Below are 17,094 nucleotides of genomic sequence, written 5' to 3'. Positions count from 1 at the left end.
GATGCTGACTGAAACGCCCCTATCGCTGGCAAGCCAGCTCCCACAGGATTGTGGTGTATTGAATCTCAGCTCATCTGCTCCACCCGATCCCTACCGCCCTGCTTCGCCGCATACACCCCCGAATCCGCCCGCAGCAGCAGCGCATCCGCGCCTTCCCCCGGACGCCAGCTGGCGATGCCGAAACTGGCCGTCACCACCCCGACCACGTCCACCGGCGCGCTGCGCAGGCCTTGCCACAACTCCACCGCCAGCATGTACGCATGTTCGCCGTCGATGTCCGGGCACAGCACCATGAATTCCTCGCCACCGAGACGACAGAACACGTCGGTCCGCCGCAAGCGATGGCCGATGCGCTCGCACACCGCCTGCAGCACCCGATCGCCGACGGCATGGCCGTACTGGTCATTGATGCGTTTGAAGTGGTCGATGTCGAGCATGATCACCGACAGCTCACCGCCGCCGCGCTCGACCCGGGCCATTTCGGTGGTCAAGCGTTCCTGGAAGTAGCGACGGTTGTGGATGCCGGTCAGCGAGTCGGTGACCGACAGCGCCCGAAGTTCCTCTTCCACTCGTTTCAGGTCAGAAATGTCCGAGATGTAGCCGTGCCACAGCACGCCGCCGCCCGGCAGCTCCTCCGGCGTCGCCTCGCCGCGCACCCAGCGCAGGCCGCGCTCGGGCAACTGCACGCGGTATTCCTCGCGCCATGGGCTGAGGCTGTCCGCCGAAGCACGGATCGAGCTGCGCACTCGCGAGACGTCTTGTGGATGGATGCGGGTGAAAATCGCCTCGGCATTGAGCAGCAGCACGTCGGGCTCCAGCTCGTAGATCTCGCGGATGCCGTCGCTGGCATAAATCACGCTGAAACGCCCGTCGAACTCCATCTTGAACTGGTAGATGCCGCCGGGCACATGAGCACTGAGTTTTTTCAGCAATACATCGCGCGCCGCCAGTGCTTCGTGCACGCGCTTGCGTTCGGTGATGTCGATGCAGATCGCCAGATGCCCGACCCACAATCCCTGCTCATCCAGTACCGGGGTGGCTAGCATGTTCACCGGCAGATAACTGCCGTCGCTGCGCACCAGCGTCCATTCGCGCGCCTCGTGACCGCCCACTTCACCGCCCTCGACCAGCATCGCGTGGCAGGTCGGAATGCTCTTGCCGTAACGCGCACTCAACTCCGCGGAACGCGCGGCCAGTTCTCGCGGCAGATGCAGGTTTTCCAGGGTCATGTGGCCGACCACATCAGCGCTGCTGTAGCCGAGCATCTGTTCCGCGCCGGGGTTGAAGGTGTTGATCACCCCGCGCAGGTCGGTGGCGATGATCGCCACCTGGGTCGCGGCATTCAGCACGCCGCGCAACTGACCGTGGGTGCCGCGCAACTCCTGTTCGCGGGCGTGCAGCTCCTGCGTGCGCAGTTCGACCATGCGCAGGGCGCGCTGGCGTTGACTGACCAGCACATACAGCAACGCGCTGAGCAACAGGCTCAGCAGCGCGCCCAGCACCACCAGGCTGCTGATGGAAGAATGGTTGGCCTGTAAAAATGCCTCGCTGGGCTGAATGTCCACTTGATAATCATGGTCGGCCATGCGAACCAAACGTGTGGCGGACAGGTCGCTGGCCCCGGCCTTGTTGGCGGACTCGTAGAGCACTTCATGCTGATCGTCGGTGGACAGGTCGAGAATACGCACCGTGAGGAAATCCTGGGTTTCCTCCGGCAGTCCGTCGGCCAGCAACTGCTGCATGCTGATCACCGCCATCACGTACCCTTGCGCAGAACCTTTCGCCGCGCCCTCGTCGGTGACCGGCGCCAGCAGCAAGACGCCCCGGGCATAGGCCGGATCAATCCCCACCAGATGCAACGGCTGCGACACCGCCATGTGCCCGCTGCGATCGGCGCGTTCCAGCGTCGCCCGGCGCAACGGTTGTGCCAGCAGGTCATAGCCCAGCGGGGTGGGCAAGCGGCTCAGGCTCTGGGTGTAGATCACCGGAACGTATTCGGGACGATCACCGGCGGTCTGCAACTGGCCGTCAGCATTCAGCTCGCGAAAGGTGAAGGTGCTGAACCCTTCGCTACGCACCGCTTGTTCGATCGCCGGACGCTCGGCACGGCTGACCCGCGGCGCATAAGAATAGGCCTGGGTGCGTAACAGAAGCGGTTTGGCATAGCCGTCGAATTCGCTGCGCGAAACCGAATCGGAATTGGCGAAAAAACGGCGCAGACCATCGAGACGCTGTTCCTGATCCTGGAAACGTTCTTCGATGCGGCTGTAACGCTCATTGGCCAGCAGCTGAAAGCGTTGGCGCAGTTGATGGTGAAACTGATTGAGGGTGGCCCAGGCGAGCAGCCCCGTGAGAATCCCGCCGGCGAGCAATACCAGTATCGCGACCAGCCAGGCCGAGACGTCTTCACTGATAAAACCCAGAATCTTTGGGCGCACGGGGTGCAACGACATAGGGGCAACTCACGACGCCATTGTTTCGGGGGAAAACCCCATTGGCCATGCGTTGAGTTATAGCTATTAGCCATTAATTTGGCTAGCACTGATCGGATCCAAGAGCCTTTAAAAATCAAGGCTCTGTGGATCCAACCACGGCAAGTGTCAACGCGCCGTGATTTTCCAGGCGCGGTGAATCCTGGTATTGCGGGCGAAATCCGGATCAATGGTCTGCGCGCTGATTTCCTCGACCGCGTAACGCTCGGCGAGGTTCTCCTCCAGCTGGAACTTGCGGAAGTTGTTGGAGAAGTACAGCACGCCGCCCGGGGCCAGGCGCGCCATGGCCAGGTCGATCAACTGCACCTGGTCACGCTGCACGTCAAAGATGCCTTCCATGCGCTTGGAGTTGGAGAAGGTCGGCGGGTCGATGAAGATCAGGTCGTACTCGTCGCGGCTGCTTTCCAGCCATGCCATCACGTCGCCCTGCTCCAGACGGTTCTTGTCGGAGAAGCCGTTCAGCGACAGGTTGCGCCGCGCCCAGTCCAGATAAGTCTTCGACAGGTCGACGCTGGTGGTGCTGCGCGCACCGCCCTTGGCCGCGTGCACACTGGCGGTCGCGGTGTAGCAGAACAGATTGAGGAAGCGCTTGCCGGCCGCCTCTTTCTGAATGCGCATGCGCATCGGCCGGTGATCGAGGAACAGCCCGGTGTCGAGGTAGTCGGTGAGGTTCACCAGCAGCTTGACGCCGCCTTCGCTGACCTCATTGAACTTGCCCTGCGCGGCCTGACGCTCGTACTGCTTGGTGCCGCTCTGGCGCTCGCGGCGTTTGACCACCACGCGGCTCTTGTCGACGTTCAGCGCCTGCGGGATCGCGGCCAGGGCGTCGAACATGCGTGCCGAGGCCTTTTCCGGATCGATCGACTTCGGCGCGGCGTATTCCTGCACGTGCACCCAGTCGTGATACAGGTCGATGGCCATGGCGTATTCCGGCATGTCAGCATCGTAGACGCGGTAGCAGTCGATGCCTTCGCGCTTGACCCACTTGCTCATTGCCTTGAGGTTTTTCTGCAGGCGGTTGGCAAACATCTGCCCGCCTTCGCTCAGGCGCGGCTGCTCGATCACCGGGGCCGGGGCTGGCGTCGGTTTGATCGGGTTGCCGTTCTTGTTGAACTTGCGCTCTTGCGGCTCGTTCGGGGTTTGATCGTAAGCGGCTTGCTCACGCTCGGCCTGACGCTGTTCCGGGGTCCGCCGCTCGCCGGTGACAAACTGATCCGGCAGCACTTTGATCAACAGCAGTTTGCACGGCAACGCGCCGTTCCAGAACGAATACTGTTTGTGGCTGCGAATGCCCATGCGCTTGCCCAGATCCGGCGCGCCGGTGAACACCGCCGCTTCCCAGTTCAGGCAGGCCTGACGCAGGCGCTCGCCAAGGTTCTGATAGAGGTAAAGCAGGCTGGCTTCGTCGCCCAGACGCTCGCCGTACGGCGGGTTGCAGATCACCAGACCTTTCTGGTTCTGGTCCGGACGCGGCTCGAAGGTCGCGACTTCGCCCTGATAGATCTTGATCCACTCGCTCAGACCGGCGCGCTCGACGTTGTTGCGACCCGGTTGAATCAGACGCGGGTCGGCTTCGTAACCGCGAATCCACAGCGGCGGCTTGGCCAGACCGGCAGCGGCACGCTCGACGGCTTCTTCATGGAGTTTTTTTCCACAGCGCCGGGGACGTGCCCCCAGCCAGGCGGTGAAGCCCCCACTGCTCACGGCGCAGGTTCGGCGCCATGTCGGCGGCGATCATCCCCGCTTCGACGAGGAACGTACCGACACCGCACATCGGGTCAGCCAGCGCGCCGCCTTCGGCCGCAATGCGCGGCCAGCCGGAACGGATCAGGATTGCTGCGGCGAGGTTTTCCTTCAGCGGTGCCGCGCCCTGCTGCAGGCGGTAACCGCGCTGGTGCAAGCTGTGACCGGACAGGTCGAGGGACAAAATAGCTTCGCCGCGATCCAGGCGCAGGTGAATGCGCAGGTCCGGGTTGAGCTTGTCGATTGACGGACGGTCGCCTTGCGGGGTACGCAGTTTGTCGACGATGGCGTCTTTGACTTTCAGCGCGCCGAAGTGGGTGTTGTCGATGCCCGAGCCGTGGCCGCTGAATTCGACGGCCAGAGTGCCGTCGGCGAGCATGTGATCCTGCCACTCGACGTCAAGCACGCCGTGGTACAGGTCTTCAGCGTCTTTCATCGGAAAGCGCTTGAGCACCAGCAGCACCCGGTTGGCCAGACGCGACCACAGGCACAGGCGATAAGCGGTTTCCATGGTCGCCATGCCACGCACGGCGGAGGTGTGCTCGCGGGCCTCTTCAAGGCCAAGCCCGACGGCTTCCTCGATGAGCAGGCCTTCAAGGCCTTTGGGGCAAGTGAGGAAGAGTTCGAAACGATCGGACATGGTATTTCCAGAGCCTTTGGCTAGTGAACCGGCAACGCATTGCCGGTCCGGTTTTCAATCAGGCGCTTTTCCAAAAGAACGCCCGCGTGGCACGAAGGTGTGCCGTTCCATCCCCGCTGCTCGGGTTAAAAGAGCTTAGATGCCGGGACAGATAAAAAAGTTGATGAAACAAAAAGTCTTAAAGCGACCCTTCGTCGCATATTACCCAAGCGCAAACGTGGGTCATTCTCACTAAAGGATTAACCCCATCATCCAGCGCGGGGCTGATCATACCGGGGTTTGCTGCAGAAACCTTCATGAAACCCGTCGTTACTTATGGCTGTAGCACTACTTTCGTTACGTCCTTATGACAAAACGATCATTCCCTCGGTGTGACTCATTGGTTAGAACTGACCACAGGTTGACGTCGCAACGGCGTCAACACCTTGGCTCGCCACGCCGGCAGCGAGCCGCCCAACGGCAGAGTTTTTCTGCCAGACCTCGATTGAGGTCAACGCGACGAAAACAGTCAACAAGTGAGGGAAACACCCTATGAGAAGACTTAAGCGTGATCCGTTGGAAAGAGCATTTTTGCGCGGATATCAATATGGCGTTGGTGGCAAATCCCGCGAGCTTTGCCCATTTACTCTACCGTCGGTACGTCAAGCCTGGATCAACGGCTGGCGAGAAGGACGCGGCGACAACTGGGACGGTATGACCGGCACTGCGGGAATCCACAGACTCAACGAACTTCACGCCGTCGGCTGACACAGGGCACTTATTGCAACACGACAATCTGGATTTCTAGCGACTTACCATGCACGTCCTTCCCGGACGGCGGGCTACGGCCCAGGGGCTCCTTCGAGGAGCCCTTTTTTATGCTTGCCTGAAATGACACACATCTCATGTAGGAGCTGCCGAAGGTGCGATCTTTTTGATCTTTGCTTTTTGATTTTGAGAAAAAACAAAAGTCAAAAAGATCGCAGCCTCCGGCAGCTCCTGCACACAGCGCCCGGAGATGACGATGAAATACAGCCCCGACCAGCAAACCCTGCTTGAGCAGTACGTGAAAAAGATCCTCGCCGCGCCGGTCTACGACATCGCCGTGCGTACGCCATTGCAGGCGGCACCGGCGCTGTCCGAGGCGCTGGGCAACCGGATCCTGCTCAAGCGCGAGGACCTGCAACCAACGTTCTCCTTCAAGATCCGTGGCGCTTACAACAAGCTGGTGCATTTGAGCGATGCGCAGAAAGCACGCGGGGTGATCACCGCTTCGGCGGGCAACCATGCGCAGGGCGTAGCGCTGGCGGCGCGGGAACTGGGAATCGCGGCGACCATCGTAATGCCCTCGACCACGCCTGAACTCAAGGTGCTCGGCGTGCGAAGTCGTGGCGCCGAGGCGCTGCTGCATGGCGAGAGTTTTCCGTTTGCCCTGGCCCATGCGCTGCAACTGGCCGAGCAGACCGGGCGCACCTTCGTCTCGCCGTTTGACGACCCGGAGGTGATCGCCGGCCAGGGCACGGTGGCCATGGAAATCCTCCGTCAGCATCAGGGGCCGCTGGATGCGATCTTCGTCCCTGTGGGCGGTGGCGGCCTGATCGCCGGCATCGCGGCGTACGTCAAATACCTGCGGCCGGAGGTACGGATCATCGGTGTCGAATCGGAGCATTCGGCCTGCCTGAAGGCGGCGCTGCAAGCGGATGCGCGCGTTGTGTTGCCCAGTGTCGGAACGTTCGCCGATGGCGTGGCGGTGGCGCAGATCGGCGCTTATGGTTTTGAGGTGTGCCGGTTTTGCGTGGACGAGGTGGTCACCGTCAGCAATGACGAGCTGTGCGCAGCGATCAAGAATATCTACGACGATACCCGCTCGATCACCGAGCCTTCCGGAGCATTGGCGGTGGCCGGCATCAAGCAATACGTGGCGCGCAGCGGTGTTCGCGAGCAGACCTTCGTCGCGGTCGACTCCGGCGCCAACATCAACTTCGACAGCCTGCGCCACGTCGCCGAGCGCGCCGCGATGTGCGGCGTCCCGGCGTGATTACACTCAGGGCAGCAACGGGCGCAGGAAACTGCGCTCGTAGCTGACGATGAATTTCTTCTGCACCAGCGATTCCACCAGCGCCGTGCTTTCCGGGTCGGTCAGCGCGATGCGCCGGTAGCTTTCGTAATCGGCCAGCGAAGGAAAGCTGAACAGGCAATAAGCTATATTGCTCGCGCCCTCGGAGGGCAGGAAATAACCGTGATGAGTGCCGCCCAAGCGCTCGACGATGCCCAGCCAGGCCTTGGCATAGGCTTCGAACTCGGTCAGTTGGTACGGATCGATCACGTATCGCACATGGCAAGTAATCAAGGTTGGTGCTCCCTGTTCAGGTCATTCCGCAATGGCGGTGCCGACCTTGTCCGAAGCCGACCAGATGCGATAGCGCACCTCGACATCTTTCGGGGCGTAGATCACCAGTGGCAGCTTGCTGTTGTAGCGCAGCATGAAGCCGTCACCGACAACCGGGACAAACGCGCGTTTCTTCGCGGTGCCGGGTGGGCAGGCCATCATGGTACTCATCGGGCCGATGACTTTTTCCAGCCGGTAGAACGGGTAGCCCCAACCTTCGAGGTTTTTCTCGTCCAGTACACCACCCAGACGTTGACGATTGCAGTCGACTTCCAGGGTTTTGCCGGCGAGCACTTCAACCTGGAAATTCTCTTCCTGATCCTGTTTGGGCAGGTAGATGACTTGGCGGGTGAAGCCGTTTTCCGCCTTGGGATAGGGTGCAACGTCTTCGAGCTTGGCCGCGTGGGCGAGGGTGGACAGGCCGGCAACGAGCAGACCGATTGTCGCGCGAGCGCGTAAAGAACCCATGAAAGCCTCCTGGCGGGTGTAGGGTGGATGTCGGGCATTCTCACTGTCATCAGCGATGAATGCAAACCGGCGGCGACTTGCAAATTGCAGTGCCCAGGAGGATCGATCTTGCATTTTGCAACTGGCCAACTGCTGGCCACCGCGCCAAGTGCTTGATTTCATGAGGGTCGAAATGACCCGATGAAAGGCACGTTTTATGCGTCGCTTTGGTGCAGCGCACCGGCTTCGGGCGCCTACACTCCAATGGGCATTTCGCCGTACAACCGTTTGCCGCACCAGGGAATCAGCGGGGACACACCCGTGCAGGGGCAGCAAAAGCGGTCAACGTGAAGAGTTGATTGGCAGTTTCATCAATAAGGAGAGGTACACCATGTTTCTGTCTGCCTTGGAACTACGCAATATCATTGAAAGCAGTTTTCTGCCTAAACGCTGCCAGTGCACGCTGTCGCCCGACCTGTCGATGACCGTCAAGGTCTTCGGCGACCACCAGACTGACCAGGTTGATCTGCACGTCACGGGTATCGATGCCAGCCATCTGAATGGCTGCCGCGAGATCAACGACCTGATCGCCGGCCTGCGTTCGGATCTGGCGCAACAGACCACGCAGTCGCATTACAGCCCACGATCCAGAGCCGTTTAACTCACGGTTTCACCCAGTTCGACCGTCACGCGCCGGGCCTGCACAAAGCCGAGGCCCAGCGCGAACTCGACCAGCACCGCGAGCAAAATCCCGGGGCCGGCATGGCCGTTCAGCCATTCGCCAAACCCTAGCACCGCCAGACCAAAACAACCGACGATAAACCCGTTGCTCAGGGCATTGCGACCCAGCGACGGCGGCGCGCTGCGCACCAGATAAAACATCACCCCCAACGCCGCAAACAGCACCGCACTGCGCCGCGCGACAAAACCTACCGAGCTCGAATACTCAATGCTCCAGATCGCCAGCAACACCTCCGGGAAAAAGCCCCAGGCCAGCGCCAGTACAGAACACAACGAAGCGGTGATGATCGACAATGTGCGAAACGACAACTGCATGGCGAGTCCTTGCGGCAGTAAGAAGGGATCCCGAGCATAACCCGCGATGCCTTCATCGCCTACCGCAAAGCCGCAAATCAGAGCCTTCTGTCAGTTCTGGAAGTTGCAAGCGTCAGACATTTTCCGATAGGTGATTTCCGCCGGCTTGCCGGCATTGTCGATGTACTTCATGTCAGCGGTGATGACCTTGCACTGCTGAGTCTGTGGCTCGGTCAGCGAGATCACTTTGTTCACATGCAACGGCATGCCGTACTGGTAGGGAACGGGCTTGGTCGTAGCGGTGGTGTCATTGGCCTGAGCCAGCCCGGCGAACGCGCTGCAGGCGAGGGCGGAGGTGAGCAATAGCGTGCGAATGTTCATGAATCAGACTCCCGTGCGACGGAATAAACGTTCGGCGCCATACGGCCGAACCTGCCGCACTTGGCGCCAGCCAGGGGCTGAGGTGTGCGGTTCAGTAAAGTCTTGGACTGCGGCGTTAAGCGATGGTTAACCGGGCTGAACGCCGGCTGTCTGGCAGAGGGATGATTTCTCGGGGATGCGGTGCCGATTCCTACAAGGGGTGGTGCCTTGTCTGCTTTCGGCGGCGGGAGCGGGGCGGTTATGGTTTGGCGTCGCTGCAAAATCAGCGATTCGGGTTTGGTCACCTGAGAATAATCGATTGCATATGTGCCATTATTTGCACCGCGGAGTTCTTTGACCGTGTAGTGCATTGCTGTGGTGGCCGTGTGCAGGACGCCTTCGGGCGAGCTGAGTTGATTGTTCTCGGTTGACCAAGCCTGTACACGGTCCGCCTCCCATCGTTTGGTCACGGTGCTGGCGGGTTACTTTCGAAACAATCGAGTAATCAATATGCTTACACCAAATCCGCTCCCAAGCCGTTATCACCCGCTCAACAGCGGCGTCACCGACAGCGCGCCAATGGTCATCGACACCCAAGCCAACCCCCAAGACATCCTCGAGTCCGCCGTCCAGCGCATCCGCGCCTGCAGCGACCTGCTCGAAACCCTGCACTGCATGTGCTTCCGGCATGGCGATGTTCAGGACATTCCACACATTACCCATGCACTGTACCTGCTGGCGCAGGACGGCAATGATTTGCTGCAGGTGGCGCAGCAGCAGATGCTGGATTGGAAGGCGCCGGTTTGATGAGGTAAATATAGACACGGGTAGGGAGTGAGACTCGGCCCGTGTGTTAACGCATCAAAGCTTCCGTTCGGAGAGGTAGCGTATCCAGCATTTTGGCTGCCCACACCAACTCAATCCGATTGTTCGGCAGGAAGTAGACATGCAACGTGTCATCTCCCGGGCTTCGTTCAGGCAAAGCCACTTGAGTTTCGTGCCTTTCAATTTTCATTCCCTGATTTTCTTGAGCTTGAGACATGCTCAGAATCCAGACAACTTTTGCAGATTCACCGCTTATGCTCCAGCAGCAAGTTACACCTCCGTTACCACCCCATTGGTCGTTAACCCAATAACTCCCGATAGGTCGTTCCGTGTAGTTGTGAGAGGTGAGGGCTGCACCTGGCGTACGGACTCGATCATGAATAAGGGGGATCGAAAAGGCCGCCAGCAGCATCCCCACGCTGACCAATATTTTTGTACGACGCCACTGTCTGGGGCTCGCTAAGTCACGAACTCTCATTGCGCCCCTATGCTTCCAGCATTTTTATTGGATGGTCGCGTTTCAAATGGGCTAAAAAGATCCGGACTCCAGCCCAGACGTACCTTATTGCCAGGATCGAACCGAACGTGCAGATACTGGTCTTCTGACTGACGTTTTGGTAACGGAAGCTCAATTTCATGACGCTCTTCTATGGCACCTTGTAATTGCTGTTGCCGAGTCATGTCCAAGATCCAGATGATTTTGGCTGTCTCACCTCCGAAGCGAGTGCAGCACATGATTCCTCCGCCACTCATGGCGTATAAATTCCCACCCCAAAAATCGTTGACCCAGAAGCTAAATATCGGGCGCTCCATATAGTTTTCCGAGGTCATCATTGCACCTGGAGTTCGAAGCAGGCCGAGTATTTTCGGGGCGGCGTAGCAAAGCAGTAAGGCCAACACAGCTAGAGCTATTCGTCTCCGTCGGTATGTTCGTTTTCGGCGTGCGTCCGTAGCAATATCAATCAATTGCAAAAATCCAAAGGCTAAAATTATATTCCTGCGTCTGTAACGCATTTCTCCATCAATTATGAACACTAATGAATCAATGGCCCGTTTCATCTAAAGCAGCATCAAATGGGTTGTCCAGATTTGGACTCCATTTCAACTCAACAACATTGCCGGGTATAAAACGCACATGCAGATACCGATCGGTGCGTTTTTGTTGAGGTAGAGGCAATATCGCCTCATGCTCTTCTTGCCTCAGTCCCTGCTCGAACTGTTCGCCCGTAATGCTAAGGATCCATTTGACCCGAACCGTTTTTCCCTCAATTCTTTGGCAGCACGTAATTCCACCGCCGCCCATTGCGGACAAATTGCCACCCCAAAAATCATTGACCCAAAAACTGAAAATCGGTCGATCCGTGTAGTTCTCCGATGTCAGCATGGCGCCGGGTGTCCGAAGTAACCCCAGAATTTTCGGGGCGGCGTAGATGAATATCAAAGCCACCAAAGCCAGGACTATCTGTCTTCGTCGCCAGGCTCTGCGCCGGCGTGCGTCCGCAGCAATATCTATCAAGCGAATGAAGTCCCAACCAAGAGAGCGATGCCCAGACTTTGAGCCCGCGATGAGTTTTGCCTTGCTTTAGGTCGATGCACCTGAAGACTCCGCTGAAGGTTTGCGCATCATCTGCTCCAGATAGTCAGGGGCCATCCCCTTGGTTTTATTCAGGCTCGGCATGTCGAATTCCCGAACGCGGAAATACTTCGGTATTGGAGCACCCGTGCCTTTAGGTATCTGTTGGATCATGTATTGATCGTTTACGTAAAATTCGAGCAGATCTTCCACGTCGAAGCTGAGACCTTTTGGGACGGGAGCGAACCACTCGTCCAACAGCGCTTTTACTGGGGCGGAAGGGAAGCTGGTTTTCAATCTCCAGGCTTCCCGATCTACGTCTTCAAGCCAGCTGAGTTCGGCACGAAGGGCGGCCTTACCTTGTTGCGTTTGCTTGAGCGCTTGATCGCGTTTTGCTGCTTGCGCCTCGCTTTCGCTGCTCATCCCGAACGCACGGGCGATTGATCCTTGCTTGCCCAGAATGGGGCGTTGAAGGCGCTCTTCCTCGTCGTCGTAAGCTTTGTGCTGGCCCCGATACAATTCCCACAGGCCCCGCAACCTTTGAATGTATAAACGTCGGTGAGCCAAAAAGCTTTCAGCGGAGACTTTCTTGTTACCTGCATTGCTCATGTAATTTTTGCTTGCACCAATAGCGCTGGTGCCATTGATATGATCATTGAGAACAAAATATTCTGCCGCGTCCGCATCAGCTTCATGCAGTTCATTTAGAGAAAGAAATGGCACTCCGGCGCGATAAGCAGCTTGGTACATCTCGTGTAGGCTCACCAATTGAAGCTCGGTGCTATGAGGGACTTCTCGTTTTTTTAACCCGCCTCCAACGTCATAACTTGTGCCTGGTACCAACCGTTCTTCCCATTTCGGGGTCGAAGTGCCGGTTCCGATCAGTCTAGAGCGTCGGGAGTCTTGACATTCGTGTGCAGCCACGAGGTGGAGGGCAGACTTAACTGGGCCTGCCAGACATTCTCCATCATCGACAGTATTTACGAATGGGACCAAGTATTCCAGGACGATGGAGCTTTCGCCGCTTCGATCCACAGAGTCGAACAAGCCGGCAAAAATAACTTCAAGTTTGACACCTTTAAGAGTGGTCGTGCCAGGATCGCACTCTTCAAACAGCTTATGAATAAATGCACGGGACAAGCTTGCGCCGAAATCAAACCCAAAAACTGAAATTGCCACACGCTTAACAGGGACGCCCGTCTTGGCTTTTGTTGACTCGAGGGTATCTTCAACAACTTTAAATGCAGCTTCAAGCCGTGTGTCAACACCTGTTTTCAGGTAAGTCGCTGTTATTTCGTTATCGCGCGTAATTGCGAAAATATCAAACGCTGCTGGTGCGGCAGCTTTGATCGCGCCTGTAATGATGTTGCCGACCTTGAGGTTGTTAAGTAAGGCTTCCCACCATTTTTTACCTGTCAGAACATCTTTGACAGCATCTAATGGGCTGTTCTTTGCTGTGTCTTCAGGCGATTTGACTGCGCTATCCATAGCTTTGCTCAAAGCGCCATCCAGCCCTGCGCCGCTCAATTCGGCACCACCGCCAAGCGTGGAGTCAAACTCCGTGGCCAAGCCGGATATGTAAAACCTTCTAATTACTTCAGCCGTTTCGGTTTTTTTCTTCTTGTCATCGGGATGAGCGATGAATAAGCGGGCTACGTTGCTCAGGCAGTTTTCCTTGAGGTCACTAATTAAATTTCGACCGAACCCATCAAAGAAAAAGCTTAAATGTAATGTTGTTTCGCAAGGCAAAACTGATTTTTTTTGACCCGCTTCGCAGGCACTTGCCTTTGTACTTATTGACTGCGCGCGATCCAGGTTATCGGTGCCACTCATTTTCTGCCTCCTTGCGCTGTATTGCTTTCCAAATCAGGGACTTCGTCGAATGGACTGATAAGGTTGGGGCTCCACTTTAGTTCCACGATGTTGCCAGGAAGAAAGCGGACATGAAGATAGACGTCATTTCGCTTGCGCTCAGGAAGAGGTAATGTTCGCTGATGCTCTTTCTTTTTTTACTCCCTGACGGAGTTGCTCTCCGGTACGGCTGAGAATCCAGGTGACTTTAACAGTAGGACCCTCGATCCTCTGACAGCACATTACTCCGCCGCCACCCATTGCAAATAAATTGCCTCCCCAGAAGTCGTTTATCCAAAAGCTGAGAATGGGGCGATCCATATAGTTTTCAGACGTCAACATCGCGCCCGGTGTACGAAACTGGTTATAAAGATACGAACCTATAAAAGGCATCAGTAATACGAATATCCCGATGGCAAGATTGCGGCGTCGCCAGATTTTTTGCCGCTTGGTATTCATGGCCATGGTCATTTACGAAAATCCTTCATCCAGCAATGCATCTTGAATATTCAAAAAGTGTGGGACAAACAGAATGACTGATTTGCAGGTTCATCACCCAACTCACTCCGACAACTCTCTCAACACCACCCCAAGCGGCAGCTTCTCTCCAACCGCTCGCGCTTTGGCCTTTTCCCACATCGGCCAGTTTCCTGGGAATTCGCGATCCATCAGTTGCAGGCTGGCAAACAGGCTGACGTCTTCGGGGTCGGTCAAACCTTCTCCGCGGCCCGCGTCCAACGCTTCTTTGACCTGTTTCAGCCGTGCACCGTGGCAGGTGCTGCTGAATACTTCCGGCGCTTCTTTTTCCAGTTCGGTGGTGAGGCTGTAGGGCAGGGGATCAATCTCCATGTCCGTCCACAGCTTGCCATCCAGAAAGATCGGGTCGTATTTGCCGGGTTGTTCGAGGTTGAGTCCTTTCAGACACTCCCATTGATCCTCTTCTGCGGGCACCCACCATTCTTGAAGTGGGCCAAAGAGCCACGCATGCCACGAAAGATCGTCACGGGCGTACAGCATCGGCAGCACTTCCGGTGCGTAACTGCGGATCATCAGCACTTCGCCCGCCTCATTTTTTGCCAATAACGCATCACTCAGATGAGCGGCGAGCTTGTCGGCGGAACACTCGGTGCGAATCCAACTGGCCATGGCGGTACAGCCAGTAAAGTATTCGTGAGCGAGAAAAGCCTCGAATTCCATATGACTGACGTCGACCAGCCACGGGCCGTAGTTGCGCAGTTCGGCGAACTCCGGTTGCACCATCAAGGGTCGGCGTGACGGGTCAGCATTGAGAAACTGCAACCGGGCGGGTTCTGCCAGCAGACCGATTTCAACGATGGCGAATAGCGACTGAGCGTTCTTTTGCGCTTCGCTCCAAGCGTTCGCGGCATCACTCTTCGTCATCAATTGGCCCCCGACTGCAGCGCCAGTTTTTCTCGCATGGCTTTCTTCAAGCATTCAATGCAGATGCCTTTAGGTGCCTGGAGCTTAGGCGTTGTCGCCAACGATTCAGCCTGCATCATTTGATTGATGCGGGTTTGCATCAGACGTCCGGCGTTATCGATGGCCGCGAGGCCAGGAATGAACGGTGCGAGGATCTGGATGCCGGTCCCCGTGCCAGGCGCACCACCGGTATTCACCTTCACCTCAGCCCCGCTGATGGTCACTCCACCGGCATCGACCTTCACAAAGCTCCCGCCCGCCTTGGCCGTGAGTTCCATACCTCCCTCAACCACCACCTTGTCACCCGCGTGATAGTGAATCTCGGTCCCAGCCTCGACAAACTGCGCCGTACCGACTTTCACATGCTGCGTCACGCCCACCGTCAGGTGATCGTCCGCGCGCATTTCACTGATGCGATCCAGATGGGTAATCCGGTGTTCCTCAACCTTGAATTCGCTCAGGGTGTTGGCTTCAACCGTGTCATGCCGCTCATTCCCCACGCGGATCTTCTGGTCGTGCTCGATGTTCTCATCCCAATCGCGCTGGGCATGGATGTAGATCTGCTCCACACCCTTTTTGTCTTCAATCCGAAACTCGTTATAGCCCTTGCCGCCCGGGGAGCTGAGGGTTTTGAAGGTGCTGCGGGTTTTGTTCGCCGGCAGGTCGTAGGGGACGACGTTTTCCTTGTGGTACAGGCAGCCGGTGACGAGTGGCTGGTCGGGGTCGCCTTCGAGGAAGGTGACGAGGACTTCCATGCCGATGCGCGGGATGGCGATGCCACCGTAGGCCGCGCCGGCCCAGCCGCTGGCGACGCGTAGCCAGCAGGTGGTTTTTGTCGTCGGACTGGCCGTCGCGGTCCCAGTGGAACTGGACTTTGATGCGGCCGTACGGGTCGCAGTGGATCTCTTCGCCGGCCGGGCCGGTGACCACCGCGGTCTGGCTGCCGAGGACTTTTGGTTTCGGGTGTTCGAGGGCAGGGCGGTAGTGCGCGTCCCACGGGGTGGCGAGGAAGCTGTTGCGGTAGCCCTGGTGGAAATCGCTTTTGTTGTCGGTGACGTCGCTGGTGACGTTTTCACCGAGCACCTGCGGTTGTTTGCCTTCGTGGAAGACTTCCAGCAGCAGCCACAAGTCGTTCCATTCGGCGCGCGGGTGTTCGGCCAGGGTCAGGAAATGGCCGCTGGTCAGGGTTGGTTCGTCGCCTTTGCCTTCGGCGAGTTTGTAGTCGCTGCGATGGCGTTCGAGGGCGCGGGTCGAGAGGAATTTGCCGCGCTCGCGGGTGGTGAAGCGGCCGGGGTAATCGTAGTCCTCAAGGTCCGGGGCGAACTCGGATTTGACCGCGCCTTCGGGCAGGATCTTCGGTTTTTCGAAGTCGTAGTCGCGGCGGCTGACGCGGGTGGTGCGGGTTTCCAGGCGCAGGTTGAAGCGTTTGATCACCGGTTTGTCGGCGCTCATGCCGGAGTCTTGCTGGTAGCTCACGGCCTTGAGTTTGCGGAACACCGTCTGATCGTCGCCGAACACCAGTTTGTGCCCGCTGCTGCTGTGCTGGAAGTGGAAGTGAATGCCTTCCTCTTCGCACAGGCGCTGGATGAAATGCAGGTCGGACTCGTCGTACTGCACGCAGTAATCGCGCGGCGGGTACTCGGCGTTGAGCTGGAAGCTGTAGGCGTCGGCCAGGATGCCGCGATCTTCGAGGACCTGGGCGATGATTTTCGGCACGGTGAGGTTCTGGAAAATCTGCTGGTCATGGTTGTGCCGCAGATAGGCCAGTTGCGGCACCAGGCTGATGCTGTAACGGGTCAGGGTCTTGCCGGAATCGCCTTGTTCGATGCGATACACCAGACCATGAATCTTGCCTTCGCCGGTGGCGCCGAAGGTCAGGACGCCGGGCTTGTGCAGCAGCTCTTCGAGTTTCAGGTCGGGGCGGGCGCTGACCAGTTCGAGGTCGAAACGGAAAGGCTCGTTGAGGGCTTCGCGACCGGTGAAGCTCAGCACTTGCAGGTCGGCGGAGGCGCCTTCGAGGGTAAGGGTAATGTGGGTAGCGTTGGCGTCCAGCATGCCTTGAATTCCGTCCATTGAATAAGCAGGTGACGGATGATGGAGGATTAGACCGCCTCGTTCAAGGCGCAAATGCCGTAGGGAAGGGACCCGCAGGTATAGGGAAAACCCCTATGACGGCGTTTTCACCCAATGAAAACGGGGGCTTAGCAGTCGTGAGCCACTGGCCGGCACCTGGTTTGAGCCCATCGCAGGCCGAAGAATCGCCAGTCAGTTTCAGACTAAAGTCGCCTTCAGGCCGTCAAAGCCATCTGCCATCATTGTC

At 57.8% G+C, this 17,094-nt stretch carries 14 protein-coding genes and 3 pseudogenes; 4 read left to right on the top strand and 13 right to left on the bottom strand.

Going from position 1 to position 17,094, the window contains the following annotated elements; genetic code table 11:
* Positions 1-65: 65 nt before the first annotated feature.
* Positions 66-2,453, bottom strand: a complete 2,388-nt coding sequence (locus HT737_RS02535; protein ID WP_182401313.1) for a diguanylate cyclase — start codon at positions 2,451-2,453, stop codon at positions 66-68.
* 147 nt (positions 2,454-2,600) lie between these two features.
* Positions 2,601-4,875, bottom strand: a pseudogene (rlmKL, locus tag HT737_RS02530) (bifunctional 23S rRNA (guanine(2069)-N(7))-methyltransferase RlmK/23S rRNA (guanine(2445)-N(2))-methyltransferase RlmL).
* A 531-nt stretch (positions 4,876-5,406) separates the two neighbouring features.
* Here rlmKL and rmf point away from each other — a divergent pair.
* Both rmf and ilvA read left to right on the top strand, forming a co-directional pair.
* Positions 5,407-5,622 (top strand): ribosome modulation factor, encoded by a 216-nt coding sequence (gene rmf, locus HT737_RS02525; RefSeq protein WP_003223300.1) that lies wholly within the window; start codon positions 5,407-5,409, stop codon positions 5,620-5,622.
* A 250-nt stretch (positions 5,623-5,872) separates the two neighbouring features.
* A pseudogene (gene ilvA, locus HT737_RS02520) lies at positions 5,873-6,874 on the top strand (threonine ammonia-lyase, biosynthetic); the annotation flags it as partial.
* A gap of 24 nt (positions 6,875-6,898) precedes the next feature.
* On the opposite strand, the gene HT737_RS02515 reads toward ilvA, so the two are convergent.
* Complete coding sequence (locus tag HT737_RS02515; RefSeq protein ID WP_182401311.1) at positions 6,899-7,204, bottom strand: NIPSNAP family protein; 306 nt, start codon at positions 7,202-7,204, stop codon at positions 6,899-6,901.
* 21 nt (positions 7,205-7,225) lie between these two features.
* A complete protein-coding gene (gene eco, locus HT737_RS02510) occupies positions 7,226-7,711 on the bottom strand; it encodes a serine protease inhibitor ecotin (RefSeq protein ID WP_047294643.1) in 486 nt (161 codons plus the stop codon).
* A 370-nt stretch (positions 7,712-8,081) separates the two neighbouring features.
* Here eco and HT737_RS02505 point away from each other — a divergent pair, with 370 nt between their 5' ends.
* Entirely contained in the window at positions 8,082-8,351 is a 270-nt protein-coding gene (locus HT737_RS02505; protein ID WP_047294641.1) for a DUF1652 domain-containing protein, read from the top strand.
* Here HT737_RS02505 and HT737_RS02500 read toward each other — a convergent pair.
* Both HT737_RS02500 and HT737_RS02495 read right to left on the bottom strand, forming a co-directional pair.
* Entirely contained in the window at positions 8,348-8,746 is a 399-nt protein-coding gene (locus HT737_RS02500) for a hypothetical protein (protein WP_047294639.1), read from the bottom strand. The genes HT737_RS02505 and HT737_RS02500 overlap by 4 nt on opposite strands.
* A 90-nt stretch (positions 8,747-8,836) precedes the next feature.
* Entirely contained in the window at positions 8,837-9,106 is a 270-nt protein-coding gene (locus tag HT737_RS02495; RefSeq protein WP_182401309.1) for a DUF2790 domain-containing protein, read from the bottom strand.
* A gap of 489 nt (positions 9,107-9,595) precedes the next feature.
* Here HT737_RS02495 and HT737_RS02490 point away from each other — a divergent pair, with 489 nt between their 5' ends.
* On the top strand, positions 9,596-9,892 hold the full coding sequence (locus HT737_RS02490) for a hypothetical protein (protein WP_166495844.1): 297 nt from the start codon (positions 9,596-9,598) through the stop codon (positions 9,890-9,892).
* Positions 9,893-9,938: 46 nt separating this feature from the next.
* Here the strand turns inward: HT737_RS02490 and HT737_RS02485 are convergent, their stop codons facing one another.
* From HT737_RS02485 to HT737_RS02455, 7 genes and pseudogenes are all read right to left on the bottom strand, one after another.
* Positions 9,939-10,322 carry a DUF3304 domain-containing protein gene (locus tag HT737_RS02485; RefSeq protein WP_239779162.1) on the bottom strand — a complete coding sequence of 128 codons (384 nt, stop codon included), beginning with the start codon at positions 10,320-10,322 and terminating at the stop codon, positions 9,939-9,941.
* 62 nt (positions 10,323-10,384) lie between these two features.
* A complete protein-coding gene (locus HT737_RS02480; protein WP_306287147.1) occupies positions 10,385-10,969 on the bottom strand; it encodes a DUF3304 domain-containing protein in 585 nt (194 codons plus the stop codon).
* Positions 10,953-11,357: a DUF3304 domain-containing protein gene (locus HT737_RS02475; RefSeq protein WP_239776666.1), complete on the bottom strand. Its 405-nt coding sequence runs from the start codon at positions 11,355-11,357 to the stop codon at positions 10,953-10,955. The genes HT737_RS02480 and HT737_RS02475 overlap by 17 nt, the downstream gene beginning before the upstream one ends.
* A 135-nt stretch (positions 11,358-11,492) precedes the next feature.
* The gene (locus tag HT737_RS02470) at positions 11,493-13,316 is read right to left on the bottom strand and encodes a phospholipase effector Tle1 domain-containing protein (protein WP_182401305.1); all 1,824 of its coding nucleotides are present in this window, start codon (positions 13,314-13,316) and stop codon (positions 11,493-11,495) included.
* A 138-nt stretch (positions 13,317-13,454) separates the two neighbouring features.
* On the bottom strand, positions 13,455-13,805 hold the full coding sequence (locus tag HT737_RS02465; RefSeq protein ID WP_306287145.1) for a DUF3304 domain-containing protein: 351 nt from the start codon (positions 13,803-13,805) through the stop codon (positions 13,455-13,457).
* A gap of 90 nt (positions 13,806-13,895) precedes the next feature.
* On the bottom strand, positions 13,896-14,789 hold the full coding sequence (locus HT737_RS02460) for a DUF4123 domain-containing protein (RefSeq protein WP_182401303.1): 894 nt from the start codon (positions 14,787-14,789) through the stop codon (positions 13,896-13,898).
* Positions 14,735-16,829, bottom strand: a pseudogene (locus HT737_RS02455) (type VI secretion system tip protein VgrG). Before HT737_RS02455 ends, HT737_RS02460 begins: the two are co-directional and overlap by 55 nt.
* Between the last annotated feature and the right edge of the window lie 265 nt (positions 16,830-17,094).

The sequence above is a fragment of the Pseudomonas sp. MD195_PC81_125 genome (genome assembly GCF_014060985.1).
GTDB classification, from domain to species: domain Bacteria; phylum Pseudomonadota; class Gammaproteobacteria; order Pseudomonadales; family Pseudomonadaceae; genus Aquipseudomonas; species Aquipseudomonas parakoreensis.
The sequence above is the reverse complement of the archived record's forward strand: the minus strand, read 5'-3'. Positions and strand labels throughout refer to the sequence as shown.